Here is a 25,007-nt window from a genome sequence, read left to right as displayed (position 1 = left end):
CCGTTTTATCAGATCACCTGCGCCAAGGCTTATCTAAATTACGCTCTCCGCCTACTCTTTAATTTTTTTTGGAAGGCCGTCGCAATCTCAAAGAGGTCGTCCACCATAGCTATACATCCATTGGGTCAACATCCAGTGACCATTTAACCTTCCTGGCCAGAGTCAGCGAGTTAACCAAAGGCAGGCTGGCGGCAACCAGTCGCTGGAGTTGCACCCTCGAAGGATGCTGCAACAGCAGTTGCCAGCGGAAACGGCCGCTGCGCTTGGGCAGTAATGCCGGTACCGGCCCCATTTGCCACAGGGCATCGTCCCGTAGCGGGCTGGCATCGAATAAATGACGCAGTTGCTCCAGAAATAACGCCGCTTGGCGATTGTCATGATCTTCCGCCCTGAACAGAATATGGCTGGTAAAGGGCGGCAAGGCTACCATGCGCCGCTCTTCCAGCGTCTTGCCAGCGAACGCCATGTAGCCTTCATTCATAATGGTCTGCAGCAGCGGGTGATCCGGGTGATGTGTCTGCAGAAACACTTCACCTGCTTTACCGGCGCGCCCGGCCCGGCCGGCGACCTGGGTATAAAGCTGGGCAAAGCGTTCCGCTGAGCGGAAATCGGCTGAAAACAGTGCCCCATCCACATCCAGCAGCGATACCAGGGTCACATCGGGGAAATGATGGCCCTTGGCCAGCATCTGGGTCCCTATCAATATCCTGGATCCCCCTTTATGCACTAAAGACAGATGTTGCTCAAGTGCACCTTTCCTGGCGGTGGTATCCCGGTCAATGCGGGTAATCGGTACATCAGGAAACAAGGAGGTCAGCGCCTCTTCGAGTTGCTCGGTCCCCTGTCCGACCGGCACCAGTTGGGTCGATCCGCATTGAGGGCACTGATGGGGCAGGGGACGCTGGCTGTCGCAATGATGGCAGCGCATCAGTCGCTGCTGCTGGTGCAGCGTGTAGTAATGGTCACAGCGCTGGCATTCGGCAATCCAGCCGCATTCATGGCAAAGCAGAGCCGGCGCAAAGCCACGGCGATTCAGGAAAAGCATCACCTGGTTACCGGCATCCAGATGCGTGTGCATCTTTTTCAGCAGCGGCTGGGAAAGGCCATGAGTCAGCGCCAGGCCTTTGATATCCTGTAATGACTGCGCTGCGGTACGGGCATTGCCGGCGCGCTTGCCCAGCGTCAACTGGCGGTATTTGTTCTGCTGCACGTTGTAAAGCGTTTCCAGTGCCGGGGTGGCCGAGCCGAGAACAATCGGGATATCCTCTTGGCGGGCGCGGAAAACCGCCAAATCGCGGGCATGGTATCGCCAGCCTTCGTGTTGTTTGTAGGAGCTGTCATGTTCTTCGTCGATGACGATGATGCCCAAGCGGGCAAACGGGGTGAACAAGGCCGAACGGGTGCCGATAACGATAGCTGTTTCACCGCGTCGGGCCTTCAGCCAGACCGCCAGGCGTTCACTGTCATTAAGGCCGGAATGCAGAATGTCGATCGGCGCATGGAAACGCGCCTTGAAACGGGCGATGGTCTGAGGCGTGAGGCCTATCTCCGGCACCAGAATCAGCGCCTGTTTACCCTGAGCCAGGATATTCTCCAGTACCGTCAGGTAAACTTCAGTTTTGCCTGATCCGGTAATCCCCGCCAGCAACCATGCACTGTAATGCTGGTCTTCGCTGTGAATGGCCCCGACGGCGGTAGCCTGTTCGGTATTCAGGCGTAATCGTTCGCCGGTGACCCGAAAATCATGGCGCCAGTCGCCCTTTACCGGCTGGTGGCTGCGCAGATCGGTCAATCCTTTGGTTCTCAGGGCCTGCAGGGCCCCTTCTGTCAGACCCTGGCCGGCAATGTCGTGCCGATATACCGGCCCCTGTAACAGCGCCGCCAGCGCCTGCTGCTGTTTTGGCGCACGCTTGAGACTGTCCAGAGCAACACTTCTACCCTGCTCGGTGGCGAACCACTGCCATAACGGCGCGGTTTCAGCGTTTTTGCCTTGCCGAAGCAAGACCGGTAGGGCATGAAACAGCACTTCTCCAAGGGGATAATGGTAGTAACCCGCTCCCCAGTTGAGTATGTGCCAGAGGCTTTCAGGGTACAGCGAACCGCTATCAATGATTTCACTGACGTGTTTAAGCTTGTCCGCAGCCAGTTCACTCTGTTCGCTGACACCAATGACAATGCCGATAGCCCGGCGATTGCCGAAAGGAACACGAACCCGGCCGCCGACAACCGGGTGCGCCCCCTGAGGCAGCAAATAATCAAATGTACGTGCCAGCGGCACCTGGAGCGCTACGTGAACAACGGCCATCAAACCATCCCGGGTGAAAAAAAAGCGAAGGTAGTGTACACTGTGTATCTATCAATGTACGGATGTGTTTGCAAAGGCTCTCGGCATTCTGTATGATTCGCCGCCTTTGGTGTCATCCGGCATTGAAGAAACTATACTCAATTCGCGTGGTGTCCGGCAAAAGTGGATCGGATAGCGACGCGGCCTTACGAAGAGGTTTTCCATGCAAAAAGATATCCATCCTAAATACTCCGAAATTACTGCAACCTGCTCATGCGGTAACGTCATCAAGACCCATTCTACTCTGGGCCACGACCTGAACCTGGACGTGTGCGGCGCTTGCCACCCGTTCTATACCGGTAAGCAGCGTGTTGCTGACACCGGCGGCCGTGTTGATCGCTTCAACAAGCGTTTCAGCATCCCGGTTGGCAAAAAATAAGACCGTTATACTGAAGAAAGAAAAAGGCGCCTCAGGCGCCTTTTTTTTGTCCCGGGATAAATCACCAGCCCGTGGTTAACCGCGCCGAGGTCCCAGCCCAGCAGGGGAGGGACCATTGGCTGCACTGGCGTTAATAGTCCCAGGTATCGGGGTCGATGCCCATCTCGCGCATCATTTCCTTAGCGACCTCAGGTATTTCATCGCTGCGCTCTTTACGCAGATCATTATCGTCCGGCAGCGGCTGGCCGGTAAACGCATGCAGAAATGCTTCACACAGCAACTCACTGTTGGTTGCATGACGCAAATTATTGATCTGCCTCCTGGTTCTTTCATCGGTAAGGATTTTCAGAACCTTGAGCGGAATGGATACCGTGATCTTTTTCACCTGCTCGCTTTTTTTGCCATGCTCAGCATAAGGGCTGACATACTCGCCTTTCCATTCCGCCATGGGGTACCTTGATTTCTCTTCATTAGTATTAATTTGCCAAAACCGGCTGATTATGCCGGATTCATTTGATGCTCACTACTTAATGCTAGCTTATTTTGCGCTTAATTAACTTTATCTATTACAACAACCTCGACCATACTGACCGCCGCAGGTAAAACTGTGTTGGGTGTCAAATTGATAATTCCCGCATAATTTTAACTGTTATTGATTCGTTGCTCAATCTATACGCAAAGAAGTTTAGATGTCCAGATGTATTGACGTCTATCCATTCGCGGTTTACTCTTTCACCCTCAGTTACCCCTATTCTGCCAGGATGCCCCCAATGACCCACAAGCAGGCTACCATCGCGGTTCGCAGCGGATTAAATAACGACGAGCAATTCGGCTGCGTCGTTCCTCCTATCACCCTGTCGAGCACCTATAATTTCACCGATTTCAATCAGCCCCGCGCCCATGACTACTCGCGACGCGGCAATCCGACTCGGGATATGGTGCAGCGTGCGCTGGCTGAGCTTGAGGGCGGCGCGGGCGCGGTGATGACCAGTAGCGGCATGTCGGCAATCCATTTGGTGTGTACGGTATTCCTGCAGCCCGGTGATCTGCTGCTGGCTCCTCATGATTGTTATGGCGGCAGTTATCGCTTGTTCGACAGTCTGAGCAAACGCGGAGCTTATCGGGTCAAATTCATTGATCAGGGCGATGAACAGGCGTTGCAGGCGGCGCTGGCCGAGAAACCGAAGCTTGTGTTGATTGAAACCCCGAGTAATCCATTGCTCAGGGTAGTGGACATCGCCGCCATCTGCCAGGCTGCGCATCAGGCCGGCGCTCTTTGCGTGGTCGATAACACCTTTATGAGCCCGGCCCTGCAGCAGCCGCTGTTGCTTGGCGCAGATCTGGTGGTGCATTCATGTACAAAATACCTGAATGGTCATTCAGATGTTGTCGCCGGTACCGTTATTTCCAAAGACGCCGAGACGGCGACAGAACTGGCATGGTGGGCCAACAATATTGGCGTCACCGGCGCGGCATTCGACAGTTACCTGCTGCTGCGCGGCATCAGGACCCTCAACCCGCGTATCCGGCAGCAGCAGAGCAATGCTGAGGCCATCGTGGCGTATTTACAGCAACAACCGCTGGTGAAAAAGTTGTATTATCCTGGTCTACCCGAAAACCAGGGCCACGAGATAGCCTGTCGCCAGCAAAAAGGGTTTGGCGCCATGCTGAGTTTTGAACTGGATGGCGACGAAGCCACATTGCGGCGTTTTCTGTCCAATCTGGACCTCTTCACCCTGGCCGAGTCCCTGGGCGGGGTTGAGAGCCTGATATCCCATGCCGCCACCATGACCCACGCGGGTATGGCTGCTGAGGCGCGCGCGGCGGCAGGTATTTCCGAAACCTTGTTACGGATTTCGGTCGGCATCGAAGACAGTGAAGATTTAATCGCATCCCTGGAACACGCGTTCCAGTCCGCGGCAAAGAGGTAAGCATGAGTTTAGTTGGGAGATCCGAGCACCTGGCCGGCCGGCAGTTGCATAAATTTGGCGGCAGCAGTCTGGCCGATGTGAAGTGCTATCAGCGGGTGGCGGGTATCATGGCTGAGTACAGCCATGCCGGCGACCTTATGGTGGTTTCGGCGGCAGGCAGTACCACCAATCAGCTCATCAGCTGGTTGAGGCTGAGCCAAAGCGATCGCATTTCCGCACACCAGGTCCAGCAGAATCTCCGGCGATACCAGTGCGAGCTTATCAGTGGACTGCTGCCGCCTGAAACGGCAGACGCAATGATCGCCGCCTTTATACATGACCTGGAGTCGCTGGCGGTACTGCTCGATGGCACCATCACCGAGGCCGTTTATGCTGAGGTGGTGGGACACGGCGAGATCTGGTCCGCCCGTTTGATGTCCGCCCTGTTGAATAAACAGCAAATCGAGGCTCAATGGCTCGATGCGCGTGATTTTCTGCGTGCCGAATACGCTGCCCAGCCCCAGGTGGATGAAGGCAAATCCTGGCCGCTGTTGCAGCAGTTACTGGCTCAATACCCGAACCAGCGCCTGGTGGTGACCGGCTTTATCTGCCGTAATCAGGCCGGCGAGACGGTACTGCTGGGCCGTAACGGCAGTGACTACTCTGCTACGCAAATCGGTGCGCTGGCTGGCGTGTCCCGTGTCACCATCTGGAGCGACGTGGCGGGCGTCTACAGCGCTGACCCGCGAAAAGTCAAGGATGCCTGCCTGCTGCCGCTGCTGCGTCTGGATGAAGCCAGCGAGCTGGCTCGGCTGGCTGCTCCGGTCCTGCATACTCGGACTTTGCAGCCGGTATCGGGCAGCGACATCGATTTACTGCTGCGTTGCAGCTATCAGCCCGAACAGGGGTCGACCCGTATCGAACGCGTGCTGGCATCGGGCACCGGCGCCAAGATTGTCACCAGTCACGATGATGTCTGTCTTATTGAACTTACCGTGCCGGCGAAGCACGATTTTGCGCTGGCACGCCAGGAAGTGGATCTGGTGCTCAAACGCGCGCAGATAAAACCGCTGGCGGTCGGAGTGCATCGCGATCGACGACTGCTGCAACTCTGCTATACCTCTGAAATAGTTAACAGTGTCTTCCAAATTCTCGCACAGGCTGAGCTGCCGGGATCCCTGCAGCTGCGTCATGGTGTAGCGCTGGTGGCACTGGTCGGCGCCGGGGTGGCCAAAAACCCGCTGCATTGCCATCGGTTTTATCAACAGCTCAAATATCAGCCGATTGAATTTTTCTGGCAGGCTGATGACGGTATCAGTCTGGTGGCAGTGCTGCGCGTCGGCCCTACCGAAAATATCGTCCAGGGTCTGCACACCTCTTTGTTCCGGGCAGAGAAGCGCATCGGCCTGGTGCTGTTCGGCAAAGGCAATATCGGCTCACGCTGGCTTGAATTGTTTGCCCGCGAACAGGAGTCTTTATCGGCGCGAACCGGTTTCGAGTTTGTGCTGAGCGGGGTAGTGGACAGCCAGCGCAGCCTGCTCGAATATGGAGGTCTGGATGCCAGTCGGGCGCTGGCGTTCTTTGGCGACGAGGCGGTCCAGCAGGATGCAGAGGATTTGTTCTTGTGGATGCGCGCCCACCCCTATGATGATCTGGTGGTGCTGGATGTGACCGCCAGTGAAACCCTGGCTGATCACTATCTGGACTTTGCCAGCTATGGTTTTCACGTTATCAGCGCCAATAAGATGGCCGGCGCATCCAATGGCGACAACTATCGACAAATCCGCGATGCTTTCGCCAAAACCGGCCGTCACTGGCTTTATAACGCTACCGTCGGTGCCGGCCTGCCGGTGAACCATACCGTCAGGGATCTGCGCGACAGCGGCGACAGCATATTGTCGATCAGCGGTATTTTCTCCGGCACGTTATCTTGGCTGTTTTTACAATTCGACGGCACCGTCCCCTTTACCGAACTGGTCGAGCAAGCCTGGCAGCAGGGACTGACCGAGCCTGATCCGCGGGTGGATTTATCCGGACAGGACGTCATGCGCAAGCTGGTGATTCTGGCCCGAGAGGCGGGTTATGAAATTGAACCGAGCCAGGTACGGGTAGAGTCCCTGGTATCGGCGGCCAGCGGAAGCGGAACAGTGGATCAGTTTTTCGAAGAGGGTGATGCGCTCAACGAACAAATGGTTCAGCGTTTTGAAGCAGCCAGTGAAATGGGGCTGGTGCTGCGTTACATTGCCCGCTTCGATGCTCATGGCAAGGCTCGGGTGGGTGTAGAAGCCGTCAGGCCGGAGCATCCGATGGCATCGTTATTGCCTTGCGACAATGTATTCGCCATTGAGAGCCGCTGGTATCGGGATAATCCGCTGGTGATCCGCGGACCGGGGGCGGGCCGCGATGTTACCGCCGGTGCTATCCAGTCCGATTTGAATCGACTGGCACAATTGCTCTGAGGCCCACAGGCAGGGCTACCGGTCAGTAGCCCTGTGCCCAGGCCATATTCCTCCCTTGCGGGCCGGTGTAATATCGGCCCGTTGATTATCTGGCTACCCCCTTTTGCTGTCCTTCCAACGCGATGGTGAAACATTCTCACGTTGCTTGAATAATAGTCGCCATGATTAAGCATCATTTGATTGACGGGGACAGAGATTTCCGTCATTTTCTATTTAGACGTCTAAACGTATAGACGCATAAAACTTATCATGGCGATCACAGTCTAGCGTTACGAGGTAAAAGGGCATGAGCTTTTTTCACGTGCATCAGCGGGAAGCATTAAATCAGAATCTGGCCGAGCTGCAGGCACGGATTAATGTTTCATTTGAATTTTTTCCGCCTCGCACCAGCGAAATGGAACAGACGCTATGGCAATCGATCGACCGCCTAAGCGAGCTCAAGCCGACCTTTGTTTCCGTAACCTACGGCGCCAACTCGGGTGAGCGCGAACGTACTCATAGCATTATCAAGGATATCAAAGAGCGTACCGGACTGGACTCGGCGCCGCATCTGACCTGTGTGGATGCCACTCCCCAGGAACTCGAAGCGATTGCCCGGGATTACTGGCAGAGCGGTATACGTCATATCGTGGCGCTGCGCGGTGATTTACCGCCAGGCAGCGGCAAACCCAGCATGTTCGCCAGTGATCTGGTGGCGCTGTTGAAGAAAGTGGGAGATTTTGATATCTCGGTCGCGGCTTATCCAGAAGTCCATCCGGAAGCGAAAAGCGCTCAGTCGGATTTGATCAACTTGAAAAAGAAAGTCGATGCCGGAGCCAATCGAGCGATTACTCAATTTTTCTTTGATGTCGAAAGCTACCTGCGTTTTCGCGACCGCTGCGTTGCAACCGGCATTGATACCGAAATCGTGCCGGGTATTTTACCGGTATCCAATTTCAAGCAACTGCAGCGCTTTGCCACCATGACCAATGTCAAAGTGCCTAACTGGATGACGCAGATGTTTGACGGGCTGGATAACGATGCAGAAACCCGCAAGATGGTGGGAGCCTCTATTGCCATGGATATGGTGAAAATACTGAGCAGGGAAGGGGTCAAGGATTTTCATTTCTATACGCTGAACCGGGCTGAACTCAGCTATGCGATCTGCCATACCCTGGGCGTCAGGCCGGAAGCAGCACTTCCAGGACAGTCGCTGGTAAGAGCATCAGCCTGAATCGCGCACCAAATGACGTGAGAAAAAACCGGGCCAGTCGGCCCGGTTTTCGCTTATCCGGCGATAAGGTGTCCACTAACCCGTATTGCGCATGCCTGCCGCTACGCCGGCTATCGTTACCATCAGTGCCTGCTCGACCCGGGCATCGGGCTCTTCATCCTGTTCCTGCTGGCGGGAGCGATGCAGAAGCTCAGCCTGCAACACGTTCAACGGGTCGGTATAAACGTTGCGCAATGCAATGGACTCTGCAATCCAGGGCAAATCAGCCATTAAATGATCATCATTGGCGATAGTCAGCACCACATTGATGTCGGCGGCCAGTTGCTGGCGCAACTGGTTACCCAGCGGCCAGAGCGATTTATCCACTAGACGCTGGTCATAGTATTCCGCCAGCCAAAGGTCGGCTTTGGCAAAAACCATCTCCAGCATGCCGATCCGGGTCGAAAAGAAGGGCCAGTCGTGGCACATCGATTCCAGTTGTCCCTGCTTGCCCTCATCAATGACTTTTTGCAGCGCTGCACCAGCCCCCAGCCAGGCCGGCAGCATCAGCCGGTTCTGGGTCCAGGCAAATATCCATGGAATGGCGCGCAGGCTTTCCACGCCGCCGCTGGGCCGGCGTTTCGACGGACGCGATCCCAGCGGCAGCTTGCCCAGTTCCTGCTCAGGGGTGGCCGAACGGAAATAAGGCACGAAGTCAGGATTTTCACGCACATAACCTCGATACATTTCACAGGAAATGGTGGAAAGATCATCCATCAGTTCCCGCCACTCCTGTTTTGGCTCCGGCGGCGGCAGCAAGTTTGCTTCAAGGATGGCGCCAGTGTAGAGCGCCAGGCTGCTGATGGCCACTTCCGGCAGACCAAATTTGAACCGGATCATTTCACCCTGTTCGGTGACCCGCAAACCGCTTTTCAGGCTTCCCGGCGGCTGTGATAACAGCGCAGCATGGGCTGGAGCGCCGCCGCGGCCGATTGAACCGCCGCGTCCATGAAACAGGGTCAGTGCGATACCGGCTTTTTCACAGGTCTTTATCAGTGCATCCTGGGCTCGATACTGCGCCCAGGATGCGGCCATCACGCCGGCATCTTTGGCAGAGTCGGAATAGCCGATCATCACCATCTGTTTGCCCTGGATTATTCCTCGATACCAGTCGATATTCAGCAGTTGGCCCATCACCTCATCGGCGTTGTTCAGATCGTCCAGGGTTTCAAACAGCGGTGCTACCGGCAGGTTATGTCCACAGCCTGCTTCTTTCAGTAATAAGTGTACCGCCAGCACGTCGGAGGGCATCTTCGCCATGGATATGACATAAGCCGCAATGGAACCGGCGGGGGCGTCGGCAATCACTCGGCAGGTTTCCAGCACTTCGCTTGTTTCTTCGCTCAATTCATAAAGGCGCGGCAGCAATGGCCGGCGAGAATTAAGTTCCCGGACCAGAAAGGCTTGTTTATCCGCTTCTGACCAGCTTTCATAATCGCCTAGTCCCAAATAGCGGGTGATTTCACTCAACGCTTCAGTATGGCGGGTGCTTTCCTGACGGACGTCGATGCGCACCAGCTGAATGCCGAAGCATTTGATGCGGCGTAAGGTATCAAGCAACTGGCCGCTGGCGATAATGCCCATACCGCAGGCTTTGAGCGACTCATAACAGGCGTATAACGGCTGCCACAGCTGATCGTTACTGTCGATAAGGTCATTGGTTGGCATGGGATGCTCGCCTCGCAGCTTCGCTCCCAGCCAGTTCTGGGTGGTGATAAGCTGAACGCGCAGGCGCTTCATCAATAAGCGGTATGGCTCCTGTTCGCTGTCATTGCCGACCCGTTCACGCAGCGCCGGTGTGCACTCGGTCATCGACAGTTCGGATACCAGCACTTGAATATCGCGTAAAAACAGGTCAATGGCTTTCCAGCGGCTGAGCAGCAATACCCGGCGGGTGACATCCGCCGTGACGTTGGGATTACCGTCCCGATCGCCGCCCATCCACGAGGTAAACCTGACCGGCACATTCTCGACCGGCAGTTTATAGCCGAAAACGTCTTCCAACTGTTCGTTGAGTTCGCGCAGGTACTGAGGCACCCCTTCCCATAGGCTGTTCTCAACGACGGCGAAGCCCCATTTGGCTTCATCCACCGGTGAAGGGCGATTTTTCCTGATTTCATCGGTATGCCAGTACTGGGCAATAAGCTGGCGCAGGCGACGCATGATTTGACGGTGTTCGTATTCGGCCAGATCGCCATGATCGAGCTGCTTGAGGCAGCTATTGACTTCAACCAGCTTGTGAATAAGCGTACGGCGGGCGATTTCGGTTGGGTGTGCGGTCAGCACCAACTCTATTGATAGCGACTCAACGGCCGCCCGGATATCTTTTTCATCCAGGTCAGGGTGTTCTTTCAGGCGGGTAAAGACTTTCCCGATGCCTTCGGGGTTATTGGCCGCTTCCCCATGGGGTGAAACGGAATGGAATTGTTCTGCGGTATTGGCCAGATTGAGAAATTGACTGAATGCCCGAGCGACCGGCAGCAGTTCATCATTGGAAAGAGTCTGTAATGTGGACAAGAGCTCCTGGCGATGTGCCTCGTTTCCCGCTCTGGAAGATTTGGACAACTTGCGGATGGTTTCTACTCTGTCGAGTATGTTTTCGCCCATCGCTTCTTTGATCGTATCGCCCAGAATTTTCCCGAGCATACTAACGTTGCTTCGCATTGCCGAATATTGTTCGTTCATAAGGACCCTGATCCAACTTGCCTGAAAGTGTGTTTCACCCGAATGGCTTTAATCACCTACCATTATCTAGCCACGGTTCTTTACATTCGTCAATTAACATCATTTCACCGCATAAATCCTTCATTTCGTGGAAATTCGCGAAACTTTATTACGTCTAGAAATTATAAGAGTTACTTATCACTGACAGCGTGCCATGCATTACTGTCGCACGCTATCGCACCCGGTGACACGAGGTTATTTACCGAGGGCATGGCTCGGCTGAAAACAGCATTAATGATGGCAGAAATGATGTATCACTTCCGAAATCAGCGCTCTGGTCGGCTTGATGAATGCTGTGTCGATATATTCGTCAGGCTGGTGGGCTTGATTGATTGATCCGGGACCGAGCACCAATGTAGGACATAACTGCTGGATAAACGGCGCTTCTGTGCAGTAATTAACCACCTCGGTGCGGGTTTTAAGCAATTTCTCTACGACTTCCACTAACCGATGATCGGCCGGACATTCATAGCCGGGAATCGGCGGATGTAGCGTCGACAGCGTCAAGCGGCCAGGCCAGCGTTCGCTTACCGGTGCCAGCGCCTCGGCCAAAAGGCTGTCCAGATCACTTAGGGTCAGGCCCGGCAGGGGACGGATATCCATGTGCAGATCACAGCAGCCGCAGATGCGGTTGGCCGCATCACCGCCGTGAATATGGCCGAAATTCATCGTCGGGTAAGGAATATTAAACGCCGGATGGTGATAGCGTTCGGAAAGCGTGTTGCGCAGCACCATTAAATGGGAAATTGCCTCATGCATGACTTCAATGGCATTCACCCCTCTGGCCGGATCGCTGGAGTGGCCAGACTGTCCCATCACTCGAATGGCATTGGATATATGCCCTTTATGCGCCCGTACCGGCTGCAGTGAGGTTGGCTCGCCGATAATGGCGCAGTCGGGTCGTATTTCGCTTGATTGTGCGAAATAGCTGGCACCGGCCATGGTGGTTTCCTCATCTGCGGTGGCGAGAATATACAGCGGCTTCGCCAGTTTGCTGACGTCCACATCCCGCAGGCAATCAAGGATAAAGGCAAAGAAACCTTTCATGTCCGCAGTACCCAGACCATATAATTTGTTGTCGTGTTCAGTCAGGGTAAACGGATCCCGGGTCCAGCGTCCTTCGTCAAAAGGGACGGTATCGGTATGGCCCGAAAGCAATAATCCCCCGGCGCCGCTGCCGGTGCGCGCCAGCATATTGAATTTATTACGGGTTCCAGGTACCGGCTGGACTTCCACTTCGAAGCCGATATCACTGAACCAGCCTGCCAGTAGCGCAATCAGTGCCTGGTTGCTCTGATCCAGCGCGGCATCGGTGGCGCTAATGGAAGGTGTGGCGATCAGGGCTCGATAGATTTCGATAAACGGGGGTAAATTGTTTCTCACTGTTGACAGCCTTAAGTTTGGATAGTATCAATATTCATGCAATAATAGTGAATAAAAATACACTAGCGTTGGGCGTTAAGTAAACGAATTAATACCAGACTACTACGCTTGGCCTCGCGGGTGAACAGTGAATAAAGGCTGGATGCCCATAACACAATGATGATGAAAAACAGAAGGCGAACAAACTCCATGCTGAATACGCTGATTGTAGGTGCCAGCGGCTATGCCGGAGCTGAGCTCACGGCGTACGTCAACCGCCACCCCCAGATGAATCTCACCGCTTTAGGGGTCTCGGCCCAGAGCAATGATGCCGGAAAATTACTCTCCGATCTTCATCCTCAATATAAAGGGGTGCTGGATATCCCGCTGCAGCCGCTGAACGACATCAGTGAGCTGGCGAAAACGGTGGATCTGGTGTTCCTGGCGACGGCACATGAAGTCAGTCATGATATGGCACCGGTATTCCTCGATGCTGGCTGCGTGGTATGTGATCTTTCCGGCGCCTTCCGGGTTAACCAGGCAGAGTTTTACACGCGCTATTATGGCTTTGAGCATCAGCATCAGGATTGGCTGGATCGTGCCGTCTATGGCCTGGCCGAGTGGCAGCATGAGGCGATAAAACAGGCGCAGCTGGTGGCGGTGCCGGGTTGTTATCCGACAGCGGCGCAGCTGGCGCTCAAGCCTCTGGTCGATGGCGGACTGCTTAACCTGGACCAGTGGCCGGTAATCAACGCCGTCAGCGGCGTCAGCGGCGCGGGCCGTAAAGCGTCTCTCGGCAACAGTTTTTGCGAGGTCAGCTTCCAGCCCTATGGCATATTCAATCACCGCCATCAGCCGGAAATTTCCGCCCATCTGGGGGTGCCGGTGATATTTACCCCGCATCTGGGGAATTTTGCCCGCGGCATCGTAGAAACGATTACCTGCCGCCTGCAGCCAGGCGTCAGCGCCGCAGACATTGCCAGTACTTACCAGCAGGCCTACCACGATAAACCGCTGGTTCGTCTTTATGATAAGGGGGTACCGGCGCTAAAAGCCGTGGTCGGTCTTCCTTATTGCGACATTGGTTTTTCAGTTCAGGATGAACATTTGATCGTGGTTGCCGCAGAAGATAACTTATTGAAAGGGGCGGCTGCACAGGCAGTGCAGTGCGCAAATATCCGTTTTGGTTTTGAACCGACGCAGGCTCTGATTTAACCGCTGTCATGAGGCACAATAACATTATGAATCCGTTGATCATTAAATTGGGTGGTGTGTTACTTGATAGTGAAGAGGCGCTGGAGCGCCTGTTTGAAGCTCTTGACAGCTACCGCGCACAGCATCAGCGCCCATTAATCATCGTTCATGGCGGCGGTTGTCTGGTCGATGAGCTAATGAAAAAGCTGGCCTTGCCGGTAGTAAAGAAAAACGGGTTGCGGGTCACACCAGCGGATCAGATTGATATCATCACCGGTGCCCTGGCCGGCACCGCCAATAAAACACTGCTGTCCTGGGCCAGGAAACATGCCATCCAGGCGGTTGGTCTGTGTCTGGGCGATGGCGACAGCGTCAAAGTGACGCCACTGGCGGCTGAATTAGGCCATGTCGGCAAAGCCGAACCCGGTTCACCGCTGCTTATATCAACGCTTCTGGCGGCCAATTACCTGCCGATTATCAGCTCCATCGGCATTACCGCCGAGGGTCAACTGATGAACGTCAATGCCGATCAGGCGGCGACCGCATTGGCGGCTACCTTGGGGGCTGATTTGATTCTGCTCTCCGACGTCAGCGGTATTCTGGACGGTAAAGGGCAGCGGATCGCCGAAATGACCACCCAAAAGGCGGAACAGCTGATTGCCCAGGGCATCATCACCGACGGGATGATAGTCAAAGTTAATGCGGCTCTGGATGCGGCCAGAACCCTTGGGCGCCCGGTGGATATCGCCAGCTGGCGCCATGCTGAGCAACTGCCGGCATTATTTAACGGCCTACCGATCGGTACCCGTATTCTGGCATCCTGACAAGTCCGTGGCGGCTACCAAGGACTCTGCCGGCATCCGCTGAGGGTTCAGCCTATTTTGTTTGCCGCGCGTTGATTTCACTATTACATCGCGGGAGTCCGGTTCCCGCATTCTATCTTTGCGGCGTGTCATCACACGCCCGGTATGACATTCAGTCAGGAGACACAGTTATGGCACTTTGGGGCGGACGGTTCAGCCAGGCGGCGGATCAGCGGTTTAAGCTTTTTAACGATTCGCTGCGGTTCGATTACCGGCTGGCCGAGCATGATATTATCGGCTCGGTTGCCTGGTCCCGATCGCTGGTCACGGTCGGCGTGCTGACTAAAGACGAGCAGTCCCGTCTGGAAGACGCCCTGAATATGTTGCTCGAAGAAGTCCGCGCCAATCCTGAGGCAATCCTTGCCAGCGAAGCTGAGGATATCCACAGTTGGGTTGAGCAGCAGTTGATTGAAAAAGTCGGCAACCTGGGTAAAAAACTTCATACCGGCCGCAGCCGGAATGATCAGGTGGCTACCGATCTGAAATTGTGGTGCAAGGCGCAACTCACTGAGTTGGTTGACGGCGTACGTCAGCTTCAGCATGCCCTGGTAGCGACTGCCGAGGCTAATCAGGATGCAGTGATGCCCGGTTATACTCATTTGCAACGAGCTCAGCCGGTGACCTTTGCCCACTGGTGCCTGGCCTACAGCGAGATGCTGGCGCGCGATGAAAGTCGCCTGCAGGATACGCTGAAACGACTGGATGTAAGCCCGCTCGGCGCCGGTGCTCTGGCGGGTACCGCTTATCCGATCGATCGCGAGCAACTGGCCGGCTGGCTAGGCTTTGCCAGTGCGACCCGTAACAGCCTGGACAGTGTGTCTGACCGTGATCATGTGCTGGAACTGCTGTCTGATGCCTCGATCGGTATGGTACATCTATCGCGCTTTGCCGAAGACCTGATTTTCTTTAATACCGGGGAAGCGGCGTTTGTCGAGTTGTCCGACCGCGTTACCTCCGGCTCATCACTGATGCCGCAGAAAAAAAACCCCGACGCTCTGGAGCTTATCCGCGGCAAATGCGGCCGGGTACAGGGTGCGCTGACCGGTATGCTGATGACGCTTAAAGGCCTGCCGCTGGCCTATAACAAGGATATGCAAGAAGACAAGGAAGGGCTGTTCGATGCGCTGGATACCTGGCTGGACTGCCTGCATATGGCCGCGCTGGTATTGACCGACATCCAGGTTAAACGTCCGCGCTGCCGGGAAGCGGCGGAGCAGGGGTATGCTAACGCGACGGAACTGGCCGATTACCTGGTCGCCAAGGGCGTGCCCTTCCGTGAAGCCCATCATATCGTCGGCGAAACGGTAGTAGAGGCTATCCGTCAGGGCGTTGCGCTTGAAGCCATGCCGCTGACAGCGCTGCAGGCCTTCAGCCCGGCGATCGGCGAAGATGTCTATCCGGCGCTGTCGCTGGCGTCCTGCCTTGAGAAACGTGCGGCCAAAGGCGGCGTTGCACCTGAACAGGTGGCGCAGGCCATCGCCGATGCCCGAGCCCGTCTGGCATAGTCAAAAAAGGGGGGAGCTTTCGGCTCCCCCATGTTGCTGACAAGCAAAATTAGGTCATAGCCAGGCATGCAGGATACCTGAAAAACGACGGCTAAATTCCACTGACGGCGCCATTAATGTTAGGCGGTCTGCAGATAGGCTTCCAAATCCTCGCTGCCGCCGATATGACGGCCGCCGATATAAACTTGCGGCACCGTGGCCCGGCCGGTCACCGCGCGAAGGCTGACGGTGGTGGCGTCTTTGCCCAGCAGAATTTCCTCATACTGGATACCGCGCTCGGTAAGCATGCTTTTGGCCCGGGCGCAAAACGGGCAGCCAGGTTTGGTAAACAGCGAAACAGATTCCTGCACTTTGCATTCCGGCGCCAGATAGCAAAGCATGGTATCAGCATCAGATACTTCGAACGGGTCGCCAGGTTTATTGGGCTCAATAAACATTTTTTCTACCACCCCGTTGCGCACCAGCATCGAATAACGCCATGAACGTGGGCCGAAACCCAAATCGGCTTTCTCGACCAGCATATCCATGCCGCGGGTGAATTCACCATTGCCATCCGGAATGAAGGTGATATTTTCGGCTTTCTGATCCGCCTGCCAGGCATTCATGACAAAGGTGTCATTGACTGAGACGCAGATAATGCTGTCGACACCTTGCTGGCGAAAGACGTTGGCCAGTTCGTTATACCGTGGGAGGTGGCTTGAAGAGCAGGTTGGGGTAAAGGCGCCAGGGAGTGAAAAAACGATGACCGTCTGGTTATCAAATAATTCTTCAGAAGTCAGATCGACCCAGTTATCGCCCTGGCGGGTGTGAAACGTCACCTGAGGAACTTTCTTACCTTCTTGAGCCACGGCCATAGTAAATCCTCTAAATATAATGAAAAAAAATGATGCTTACCGTTCGTTTGTCTAGGGCGCTATTATTGTTATTTGCTATTGATAGGGCTAATCGTTGATTGCTATTCTATCTATCGACGCGGTCTATCATCTATGAGAGGGTGTTAATGAATATTCGCGACCTGGAATATCTGGTTTCATTAGCTGAGCACCGCCATTTCCGGCGTGCGGCCGATGCCTGCCATGTCAGCCAACCCACTCTGAGCGGCCAGATACGCAAGCTGGAGGATGAACTGGGCATCATGCTGCTGGAGCGAACCAGTCGAAAGGTGCTGTTTACCCAGACCGGGCTGTTGCTGGTTGATCAAGCGCTGACCGTTCTGCGTGAAGTGAAAGTGCTGCGCGAAATGGCCAGTCAGCAAGGTGAGTCGATGTCCGGACCGCTGCATATTGGCTTGATACCGACCGTCGGGCCTTATCTGCTGCCGCATATCATCCCAACGTTACATCAAACCTATCCCAACCTTGAGATGTATCTTCACGAAGCCCAGACCACCACCCTGTTGCAGCAACTCGACAGTGGCAAACTGGACTGTGCAATACTGGCACTGGTAAAAGAATCTGAGGCATTTATTGAAGTACCGCTGTTTGATGAGCCGATGCAACTGGCGATTTATGCCGATCATCCCTGGGCAGACCGCGACCGGGTATCGATGTCTGAGCTGGCCGGAGAAAAACTGCTGATGCTGGAAGATGGACACTGTCTGCGAGATCAGGCGTTGGGATTCTGCTTCCAGGCCGGGGCTGATGAAGATACGCATTTTCGCGCTACCAGTCTGGAAACGCTGCGCAATATGGTGGCTGCAGGCAGCGGTATTACCCTGCTGCCTTCACTGGCCGTCCCTCATGAGCGCAAACGCGACGGCATCTGCTATCTCCAATGCTATAAGCCGGAACCGAAGCGCACCGTTGCGCTGGTATATCGGCCCGGTTCACCGCTACGCGCCCGTTATGAGCAGCTGGCTGAGTCCATACGCGATCATATGCAGACCTATATGGGCACAGACTTAAAACAGGCGGTTTAATCCGTTAAGCGCAGCCACACGAAACGCCTCGGCCATGGTCGGATAGTTAAAGGTGGTGTTAACGAAATATTCGATGGTATTCGCTTCGCCCTTCTGTTCCATGATCGCCTGCCCGATATGGATGATCTCCGAGGCCCGCTCGCCGAAGCAGTGGATGCCAAGAATCTGTCGGGTATCGCGATGAAACAGGATCTTCAGGCTGCCAACATTCATGCCGACAATCTGGGCCCTGGCCAAATGCTTGAATTGTGCCCTGCCAACTTCATAGGGCACCTTTAGCGCCGTCAGTTCCTGTTCGGTTTTACCTACCGAGCTAATTTCGGGAATGGTATAAATGCCGGTCGGGATATTCTCAATCAACTGCACATTGGCCTGTCCTTTGATGATCACCTGGGCCGCGATTCTGCCCTGATCATAGGCTGCGGATGCCAGGCTGGGGTAACCAATGACATCGCCGACCGCATAGATATGCTTCTGAGCGGTCTGGTACATGCTGTTGACTTTAATCAGGCCGCGGCCATCGGCTTTTAGACCGATATTCTCCAGCTTCAGCGAATCGGTGTTGCCGGTCCGGCCATTGGCATACAGCAGGCAATCCGCTTTCATGCGCTTGCCGGAACGGAAACGGACTTCAACCCCGTCATCCATTCCTTCTATTTTTTCAAATTCTTCATTATGGCGAATGACGACGCCATTGTTCCAGAAGTGATAGGAGAGCGCGTCCGACATTTCCTGATCCAGAAACGCCAGCAGTCGGTCACGAGTATTGATAAGGTCGACCTTGACGTTGAGGCCCCGGAATATCGAAGCATATTCGCATCCGATGACCCCTGCGCCATAAATAATGACATGCTTGGGATCATGGGTCAGTTCCAGTATGGAGTCGCTGTCATAGATGCGCGGATGAGTAAAATCAACGTTTTGCGGATGATAAGGCCGTGAGCCGCAGGCAATGATGATATGCGCCGCGCTGAGCGTTTCGGTGGTGTTGTCCGGATATTTGATGCTTAGTCGGTGTTCGTCGATAAAGCTGGCATCACCGGTAAAAATCTGACACTGGTTACGTTCGTAAAATCCCTGCCGCATCCGGGTCTGCTGTTTGATCACCGAATCGGCATGGCGAAGGATATCGGCAAATGTGGTACGCGGCAGGCGGGGGGTGTTCTGGAACAGCGGGTTCAGATTGAACTCAATGATCCTGCTTACTGCCTGACGCAGAGCTTTTGAGGGGATGGTTCCCCAATGGGTGCAGCCGCCGCCGACATTATTATAGCGTTCGATGACCGCGACGCGGGCGCCCTGCTTTGTTAATCCCATAGCGGCGCCTTCACCGCCGGGACCTGAGCCAATGATGATGGCATCGTAATCATAATGTGGTTGCATAGGGGACAGACCTGTTTTTTATACAAAATTACAACGTAATTGTAACATCGGCAGGGGGATATCCCAATCCTGATAATGCTTATTTATGATCCCGGCCTCTGTCATTCATTCGACGCTCGATAAGGGCTTTATGCAAGCGGAAAGGGCAATGAAGTTAAATTTCACAGTTTGTATCAACGCTGTTGCAACAAATTTTGGTATAGTGGATTTTTAATGGGTAAAGAAAGGCTGGGCAGAAATATGGGCGTCAGAGCGCAACAAAAAGAGCGAACCCGGCGTTCCCTGATCGAAGCGGCCTTCAGCCAGTTGAGCGCCGAGCGCAGTTTTGCCAGCTTGAGTTTGCGCGAGGTTGCCCGCGAAGCCGGTATCGCCCCTACCTCTTTTTACCGTCACTTCCGCGATGTGGATGAACTTGGCCTCACCATGGTGGATGAAAGCGGCCTTATGTTGCGCCAGTTGATGCGCCAGGCCCGGCAGCGCATTGCCAAGGGCGGCAGCGTGATACGCACCTCTGTTGCAACATTTATGGAATTTATCGGCAATAACCCTAACGCTTTCCGTTTACTGCTCCGTGAACGTTCCGGCACCTCGGCGGCGTTCCGTGCCGCCGTCGCCCGCGAAATCCAGCATTTTATTGCCGAGCTGGCCGATTATCTGGAATTGGAAAACCACATGCCGCGCAGTTTTACCGAGGCGCAGGCTGAAGCCATGGTTATCATTGTTTTCAACGCCGGCGCCGAAGCGCTGGATGTGGATATCAATCAGCGCCGTCAGCTTGAAGAGCGGCTGGTGCTGCAGCTAAGGATGATTTCTAAGGGTGCCTTTTACTGGTATCGTCGGGAGCAGGAAAAGGTGACAGCTATTTCTCACTTTGACAGCAGGTAAAAATAACGATGAATAATAATGTAGGTGAAAAAGGCACATTATTGCTGGCATTGGTTGCCGGATTGTCCATAAATGGTGCCTTTACTGCACTGTTCAGCAGTGTGGTGCCATTCTCTATTTTTCCTCTTATCGCTTTAGTCCTGTCAGTGTATTGCCTGCATCAGCGTTATCTCAATCGGGCCATGCCCCAGGGCTTCCCCTCAGTTGCAGCTGGCTGTTTTCTATTAGGCATGCTTATTTACAGCGCCATTGTCAGGGCGGAATACCCGGTTATCGGTTCCAATTTCCTGCCGTCGATTCTCTCCCTGGTATTGATTTTCTGGATCATCCGTCGCTTATCCCTGCTGAAAAAAGAACATACTGAAGTGGGTGAAGATTACTGATTCGACTCACGATAGCTCGCTTAACCACGGCGGAGTACCATGACAGCGGCCGGGCCTTTCAGCCCGGCTGCTTAAATCAATGCGGGGATGTTCTTGTCAGTGCGGGGATGTTCTGGCCGTTAGCAAAACGCCGCATTCCATATGCCGCGTATAAGGAAATTGATCAAACAGCGCCAGACGAGTGATCTCGTGGGTCTGGCTCAGGGTGTTCAGGTTGTCGCAAAGCGTCTGGGGATTACAAGAAATGTAAAGTATCCGCGGATACCCCTGGACCAGGCGGACTGTCGCTTCATCTAGCCCGCTGCGCGGCGGGTCGACAAAAATAGTTTCGCAGTCATAATCCGTCAAATCGACATCCTTTAGGCGGGTAAACTGCCTGACGCCATTCATCGCCTGGGTAAATTCCTCTGCCGACATGCGGATAATCTCCACATTTTCGATATGGTTTACGGCAATATTGTATTGGGCAGCCTCCACTGAAGGTTTGGCTATTTCAGTGGCCAGCACTTTGTCGAAATTACGCGCCAGGGCCAGCGAGAAATTGCCGTTGCCGCAATACAGCTCCAGCAAATCACCGGTTGAGCCGGCGGTAGCTGACAGCGCCCATTCCAGCATCTGGATATTGACCTTGGCATTAGGCTGGGTGAAGCTGTTTTCAATTTGGCGATAGGTCAGCTCTCTACCCAGCACCGGCAGGCGCTCATCCACATAATCCCGATCGAGGCAGATTTTGGTTTTGGTGGCGCGGCCGATCAGATCAACTTTAAAGCCCTGTTCTCGCAGCTGGTCGCGCAGCAAAACGGCGTGTTGCTGCCACTCATCGTCAAGTGGACGATGATAGATAAGGGTAATAACCGCCTCGCCACTTAGCGTGGACAGATAATCCAGCTGGAACAGCTTTCCTCTCAATACCGGCGACGGGCGCAGCGCGTCCATCACCGCGCACATCAATTGATTTATCAGCTTACTGCCGGCGGCAAACTGATCCACCCGGATCCGTTCTTTGGTCTGCTGATCAAACATGATGTGATAAAGGTCATCACCTTGGTGCCAGACACGGAATTCCGCACGCATCCGGTAATGTATCGGCTGAGAGCGGAAAACCTCCATCGCCGGTACATCGAACGCCCCCATCAGGCTTTTAAGCCGCTCGGTCTTTTCCGTCAGCTGATTTTCATAATTGTCGATAGGTAACGTTTCAGGAGTCATGTTGTCTTCTCGTCATTATTCGCGATATATGCCATTTTGCCGGAGGATTGTAGGATATAACCCGGTCAAGTCCAGTGTTGTTGTGCCTAATTATTATGTTGGATGCACACATGTAGACATACTTGTGCTCATGATTGTACGATTAGCTTCCGGTCTCCTATGAGTTAACAGGGAATCCAGTGAAAATCTGGAACTGACGCGCAGCGGTAAGGGGAAAGCAGGGCGATAGCGAAAGCAGACACTGTCTTCATGACGGGAAGTCGTCGTCTGGTGTGGCAATGCTACAAATCCCAAGTCCGAATACCTGCCGGTATCTCGTCGCAATATCCCTCTTTATCGCGATTCAATAAATAGGCGATCCGCGACATGCTGACTTTTTGTATGGATGCGACAAGCATGTTGATTAAAAAAACGCTGCTGCTGACGTTATTGGTCCCGGCATTTTCCGGTTGGGCGCACGCTGAAGACCTTCAAAATGGCATGAACAGTCATATAGTGGTGTCCGCTAACCGTTTTCCTCAACCGGTGGCTTCGGTGCTCGCCCCGGCTTCAGTCGTTACCCGGGAAGATATTGATCGCGGCCAGATAAAATCAGTGGCTGAAGCCCTAAGCCGCCTACCGGGCGTCGATATCGGCCAGAACGGCGGTCTGGGACAGCAAAGCTCGCTATTTATTCGCGGCACCGAATCTAGGCATGCGTTAATTCTTATTGATGGCATTCGCCTTAATCAGGCCGGTATTTCCGGCTCATCGGACTTGAGCCAGATTCCTATATCGCTGGTGCAGCGGATCGAATATATCCGCGGTCCACGGTCGGCGGTATATGGATCCGATGCCATCGGCGGTGTGGTCAATATTATTACTACCCGCGAAAAAAAAGGTACGACTCTCAGCGCTGGCATTGGGTCTCGCGGCTATCAGCAATACGATGGCGCTACCCAGCAACAGTTGGGTGATAACACCGTCGCCACCGTCGCGGGCAACTATACCTATACCCGCGGATTTGATGTCAATGCCAATCTGCCCAGTCCCTATGGCCCTGCCCAGGAAGATCGGGATGGCTTTATGAGCAAGACGCTGTTCGCGTCGCTGGATCATACCTTTAATGATAACGTTGGCGGCTATGCCCGGGTTTACGGCTTTGACAACCGGACTGGCTACGATGGCACCCTCAGTTACAGTGATCCGGAACACGCTGATGCGCTGCCCGATACGCGTAAGTTATACAGTCGTACTTACGATACCGGCCTGCGCTTTATCGCAGGCGATTATGCCTCACAGCTCATGTTTAGCTACAACCACACCAAAGATTACAATTACGATCCCAAATACGGACCTTATTCGGCTTCCGGCACCCTTGACGATTCTAAGCAATATAATGTCCAGTGGGGCAACACCCTACACATCGCCCATGGTACCGCCAGCGCCGGGGTAGATTGGCAAAAGCAGACCACCGAACCGGGCACCAATTACCTGGCGGACGGTTATGAAATGCGCAATACCGGTGTCTATGCCACGCTGCAACAGCTTTATGGCCCGGTTACCCTGGAAGGCAGCGTTCGCGGGGATGACAATTCCCAGTTTGGCCGTCACGGCACCTGGCAAAGCAGCCTGGCGTGGGAATTTTATGAAGGTTATCGCCTGATAGGATCCTACGGAACCGCTTATAAAGCGCCGAATCTGGGCCAGCTTTATAGCGGATTCGGCGGCAATAAACAGCTGGATCCTGAAGAAAGCAAGCAGTGGGAAGGGGGCATAGAAGGCCTGACCGGCCCGCTGTCATGGCGATTTTCGGCTTATCGTAACGAAATCGATAACCTGATTGACTATGATAATGCGTCTTCTCGCTATTTCAACGTCGGCGAAGCGCTAATCAAAGGCGTTGAATGGACCGGTTCGGTCACCACCGGTCCGCTGGTGCATCAACTGACGCTCGAGTATCTGGACCCGCGTAACCGCAAGACCAATCAGGTGCTGGCTCGCCGCGCCAAGCAACAGGTTAAATATCAACTCGACTGGCGCATCGCCGATATTGACTGGTCATTGAACTACCGTTATCTGGGTAAACGCTACGATACCAATTTCAATACCAATGAAGCGGTCGCCATGGGAGGCGTCAGCCTGTGGGATCTGGCGGCGTCTTATCCGCTGACCCCACATCTTACGGTTCGTGGTAGAATCGCCAACATGTTCGACAAAGAGTATGAGACCGCATATGGCTACCACACCGCAGGGCAGGAATATTACCTCAGCGGAATCTATTCCTTCTGACGGCTGCCAGGCAAAACGCCCCACTGTTCTGGTATTTGATTCAGGGGTCGGTGGGTTGTCTATTTATGATGAGGTCCGGCAATTGCTGCCGGACCTGCATTACATCTATGTATTCGACAATGAGGCTTTCCCTTATGGTGAAAAACCTGAGGCGTTCATTGTCAACCGGGTACTGGAGATCGTGACTGCAGTAAACCAGCTACATCCCCTGCATCTGGTAATAGTAGCCTGTAATACCGCCAGTACTATTTCTCTTCCTTCCCTGCGACAGGCCTTTAGTTTCCCAGTGGTGGGCGTAGTGCCGGCCATCAAGCCGGCGGCAAAGCTGACCCGTAACGGTATCGTTGGTTTATTGGCGACGCGGGCGACGGTGCACCGTAGTTATACCCACGAGCTTATCACCCGCTATGCAGCGGATTGCCATATTATCCCGCTGGGCTCCGCTGAGCTGGTAGAACTGGCTGAGGCGAAGCTTCACGGTGAACCGGTTGATTTGGATATTCTGCGCAAGATTTTGCGGCCGTGGCTGAAGCTTCGTGAACCACCCGACACTATCGTCCTCGGCTGTACGCATTTTCCGTTGCTGATGGATGAACTCAAGTCGGTATTGCCTGATGGCACCCGCCTGGTAGACTCGGGCTCAGCCATTGCCAGGCGCACCGCCTGGCTGGTGGAGCACGAGGTGGGTGATACTTGCTCCACTGAGGAGAATCAGGCGTTATGCCTTGATCTGAACGGACAAGCTGCCAGCCTGTTGCCGGTGCTGCAGCGCTATGGATTCTTTTCCCTAGAGAAATTGGCTATTCCCAAAGCAGATTGAGTAATAAAGCGACGCTTGGAAAAAAAAGTGAAATAAGCGCTTGTCACCACTCAGGAAGTCCCTATAATGCGCCTCCACTGACCGGGAATAAGCGCTTCGACGCACCGGGTCGGGAAGGGAAAAGCGCTTCGGTGAAGCAAATAAAA

General features: G+C 54.2%; 19 protein-coding genes and 1 riboswitch. Of the genes, 12 read left to right on the top strand and 7 right to left on the bottom strand.

Going from position 1 to position 25,007, the window contains the following annotated elements:
* Positions 1-109: 109 nt before the first annotated feature.
* Positions 110-2,305 (bottom strand): primosomal protein N', encoded by a 2,196-nt coding sequence (priA, locus tag EDC52_RS15870; protein ID WP_131866629.1) that lies wholly within the window; start codon positions 2,303-2,305, stop codon positions 110-112.
* A 202-nt stretch (positions 2,306-2,507) separates the two neighbouring features.
* Here priA and rpmE point away from each other — a divergent pair, with 202 nt between their 5' ends.
* The gene (gene rpmE / locus EDC52_RS15865) at positions 2,508-2,723 is read left to right on the top strand and encodes a 50S ribosomal protein L31 (protein ID WP_131866627.1); all 216 of its coding nucleotides are present in this window, start codon (positions 2,508-2,510) and stop codon (positions 2,721-2,723) included.
* Between the two features lie 130 nt (positions 2,724-2,853).
* On the opposite strand, the gene metJ is transcribed toward rpmE, so the two are convergent.
* On the bottom strand, positions 2,854-3,171 hold the full coding sequence (gene metJ / locus EDC52_RS15860; protein ID WP_131866625.1) for a met regulon transcriptional regulator MetJ: 318 nt from the start codon (positions 3,169-3,171) through the stop codon (positions 2,854-2,856).
* 322 nt (positions 3,172-3,493) lie between these two features.
* Between metJ and metB the strand changes: the two genes are divergently transcribed.
* The 3 genes from metB (at position 3,494) to metF (ending at position 8,305) form a co-directional block, all read left to right on the top strand.
* Positions 3,494-4,654, top strand: coding sequence for a cystathionine gamma-synthase (gene metB, locus EDC52_RS15855; protein ID WP_131866623.1), 1,161 nt, complete (start codon positions 3,494-3,496; stop codon positions 4,652-4,654).
* A 2-nt stretch (positions 4,655-4,656) separates the two neighbouring features.
* Entirely contained in the window at positions 4,657-7,092 is a 2,436-nt protein-coding gene (locus tag EDC52_RS15850; protein ID WP_131866621.1) for a bifunctional aspartate kinase/homoserine dehydrogenase II, read from the top strand.
* Between the two features lie 286 nt (positions 7,093-7,378).
* Positions 7,379-8,305 (top strand): methylenetetrahydrofolate reductase, encoded by a 927-nt coding sequence (metF, locus tag EDC52_RS15845; RefSeq protein ID WP_131866619.1) that lies wholly within the window; start codon positions 7,379-7,381, stop codon positions 8,303-8,305.
* A gap of 75 nt (positions 8,306-8,380) precedes the next feature.
* On the opposite strand, the gene ppc is transcribed toward metF, so the two are convergent.
* Positions 8,381-11,029 (bottom strand): phosphoenolpyruvate carboxylase, encoded by a 2,649-nt coding sequence (gene ppc, locus EDC52_RS15840; RefSeq protein ID WP_131866617.1) that lies wholly within the window; start codon positions 11,027-11,029, stop codon positions 8,381-8,383.
* Between the two features lie 270 nt (positions 11,030-11,299).
* Positions 11,300-12,451 carry an acetylornithine deacetylase gene (argE, locus tag EDC52_RS15835; RefSeq protein ID WP_131866615.1) on the bottom strand — a complete coding sequence of 384 codons (1,152 nt, stop codon included), beginning with the start codon at positions 12,449-12,451 and terminating at the stop codon, positions 11,300-11,302.
* 189 nt (positions 12,452-12,640) lie between these two features.
* Here argE and argC point away from each other — a divergent pair, with 189 nt between their 5' ends.
* The 3 genes from argC to argH all read left to right on the top strand — a co-directional run bounded on the left by argC (position 12,641) and on the right by argH (position 15,992).
* On the top strand, positions 12,641-13,645 hold the full coding sequence (gene argC / locus EDC52_RS15830) for an N-acetyl-gamma-glutamyl-phosphate reductase (protein ID WP_131866613.1): 1,005 nt from the start codon (positions 12,641-12,643) through the stop codon (positions 13,643-13,645).
* A 23-nt stretch (positions 13,646-13,668) separates the two neighbouring features.
* Positions 13,669-14,448, top strand: coding sequence for an acetylglutamate kinase (argB, locus tag EDC52_RS15825; RefSeq protein ID WP_196237774.1), 780 nt, complete (start codon positions 13,669-13,671; stop codon positions 14,446-14,448).
* 170 nt (positions 14,449-14,618) lie between these two features.
* Complete coding sequence (gene argH / locus EDC52_RS15820; RefSeq protein ID WP_131866609.1) at positions 14,619-15,992, top strand: argininosuccinate lyase; 1,374 nt, start codon at positions 14,619-14,621, stop codon at positions 15,990-15,992.
* Positions 15,993-16,111: 119 nt separating this feature from the next.
* On the opposite strand, the gene EDC52_RS15815 is transcribed toward argH, so the two are convergent.
* A complete protein-coding gene (locus tag EDC52_RS15815) occupies positions 16,112-16,846 on the bottom strand; it encodes a glutathione peroxidase (protein ID WP_131866607.1) in 735 nt (244 codons plus the stop codon).
* Between the two features lie 146 nt (positions 16,847-16,992).
* Here EDC52_RS15815 and oxyR point away from each other — a divergent pair, with 146 nt between their 5' ends.
* Positions 16,993-17,910 carry a DNA-binding transcriptional regulator OxyR gene (gene oxyR / locus EDC52_RS15810; RefSeq protein WP_131866605.1) on the top strand — a complete coding sequence of 306 codons (918 nt, stop codon included), beginning with the start codon at positions 16,993-16,995 and terminating at the stop codon, positions 17,908-17,910.
* On the opposite strand, the gene sthA is transcribed toward oxyR, so the two are convergent.
* Entirely contained in the window at positions 17,893-19,293 is a 1,401-nt protein-coding gene (gene sthA, locus EDC52_RS15805) for a Si-specific NAD(P)(+) transhydrogenase (protein WP_131866603.1), read from the bottom strand. The two genes, oxyR and sthA, sit on opposite strands and share 18 nt — an antisense overlap.
* 240 nt (positions 19,294-19,533) lie before the next feature.
* Between sthA and fabR the strand changes: the two genes are divergently transcribed.
* Together fabR and EDC52_RS15795 are read left to right on the top strand one after the other, a co-directional pair.
* Positions 19,534-20,178 (top strand): HTH-type transcriptional repressor FabR, encoded by a 645-nt coding sequence (gene fabR, locus EDC52_RS15800; protein WP_165911741.1) that lies wholly within the window; start codon positions 19,534-19,536, stop codon positions 20,176-20,178.
* 8 nt (positions 20,179-20,186) lie between these two features.
* Positions 20,187-20,561: a YijD family membrane protein gene (locus EDC52_RS15795; RefSeq protein WP_131866601.1), complete on the top strand. Its 375-nt coding sequence runs from the start codon at positions 20,187-20,189 to the stop codon at positions 20,559-20,561.
* Between the two features lie 96 nt (positions 20,562-20,657).
* Here the strand turns inward: EDC52_RS15795 and trmA are convergent, their stop codons facing one another.
* Complete coding sequence (trmA, locus tag EDC52_RS15790) at positions 20,658-21,770, bottom strand: tRNA (uridine(54)-C5)-methyltransferase TrmA (protein WP_131866599.1); 1,113 nt, start codon at positions 21,768-21,770, stop codon at positions 20,658-20,660.
* A 133-nt stretch (positions 21,771-21,903) separates the two neighbouring features.
* A riboswitch (cobalamin riboswitch) is annotated at positions 21,904-22,096 on the top strand.
* A gap of 70 nt (positions 22,097-22,166) precedes the next feature.
* On the opposite strand from trmA, the gene btuB reads away from it, so the two are divergent.
* Together btuB and murI are read left to right on the top strand one after the other, a co-directional pair.
* Positions 22,167-24,041, top strand: coding sequence for a TonB-dependent vitamin B12 receptor BtuB (gene btuB / locus EDC52_RS15785; protein ID WP_131866597.1), 1,875 nt, complete (start codon positions 22,167-22,169; stop codon positions 24,039-24,041).
* Positions 23,986-24,861: a glutamate racemase gene (murI, locus tag EDC52_RS15780; RefSeq protein ID WP_131866595.1), complete on the top strand. Its 876-nt coding sequence runs from the start codon at positions 23,986-23,988 to the stop codon at positions 24,859-24,861. The genes btuB and murI overlap by 56 nt, the downstream gene beginning before the upstream one ends.
* Positions 24,862-25,007 lie beyond the last annotated feature (146 nt).

Source organism: Biostraticola tofi, assembly GCF_004343195.1.
In the GTDB taxonomy this organism is placed as follows: Bacteria; Pseudomonadota; Gammaproteobacteria; order Enterobacterales; family Enterobacteriaceae; genus Biostraticola; species Biostraticola tofi.
This window is presented reverse-complemented; position numbering and strand designations above follow the sequence as displayed.

Coding starts and splice junctions, on each gene's coding strand:
- EDC52_RS15795 (WP_131866601.1), top strand. CDS start 20,187: ATGAATAATAATGTAGGTGAAAAAGGCACATTATTGCTGGCATTGGTT.
- rpmE (WP_131866627.1), top strand. CDS start 2,508: ATGCAAAAAGATATCCATCCTAAATACTCCGAAATTACTGCAACCTGC.
- argC (WP_131866613.1), top strand. CDS start 12,641: ATGCTGAATACGCTGATTGTAGGTGCCAGCGGCTATGCCGGAGCTGAG.
- argH (WP_131866609.1), top strand. CDS start 14,619: ATGGCACTTTGGGGCGGACGGTTCAGCCAGGCGGCGGATCAGCGGTTT.
- ppc (WP_131866617.1), bottom strand. CDS start 11,029: ATGAACGAACAATATTCGGCAATGCGAAGCAACGTTAGTATGCTCGGG.
- EDC52_RS15850 (WP_131866621.1), top strand. CDS start 4,657: ATGAGTTTAGTTGGGAGATCCGAGCACCTGGCCGGCCGGCAGTTGCAT.
- priA (WP_131866629.1), bottom strand. CDS start 2,305: ATGGCCGTTGTTCACGTAGCGCTCCAGGTGCCGCTGGCACGTACATTT.
- oxyR (WP_131866605.1), top strand. CDS start 16,993: ATGAATATTCGCGACCTGGAATATCTGGTTTCATTAGCTGAGCACCGC.
- metJ (WP_131866625.1), bottom strand. CDS start 3,171: ATGGCGGAATGGAAAGGCGAGTATGTCAGCCCTTATGCTGAGCATGGC.
- EDC52_RS15815 (WP_131866607.1), bottom strand. CDS start 16,846: ATGGCCGTGGCTCAAGAAGGTAAGAAAGTTCCTCAGGTGACGTTTCAC.
- murI (WP_131866595.1), top strand. CDS start 23,986: ATGGCTACCACACCGCAGGGCAGGAATATTACCTCAGCGGAATCTATT.
- metF (WP_131866619.1), top strand. CDS start 7,379: ATGAGCTTTTTTCACGTGCATCAGCGGGAAGCATTAAATCAGAATCTG.
- fabR (WP_165911741.1), top strand. CDS start 19,534: ATGGGCGTCAGAGCGCAACAAAAAGAGCGAACCCGGCGTTCCCTGATC.
- sthA (WP_131866603.1), bottom strand. CDS start 19,293: ATGCAACCACATTATGATTACGATGCCATCATCATTGGCTCAGGTCCC.
- trmA (WP_131866599.1), bottom strand. CDS start 21,770: ATGACTCCTGAAACGTTACCTATCGACAATTATGAAAATCAGCTGACG.
- btuB (WP_131866597.1), top strand. CDS start 22,167: ATGTTGATTAAAAAAACGCTGCTGCTGACGTTATTGGTCCCGGCATTT.
- metB (WP_131866623.1), top strand. CDS start 3,494: ATGACCCACAAGCAGGCTACCATCGCGGTTCGCAGCGGATTAAATAAC.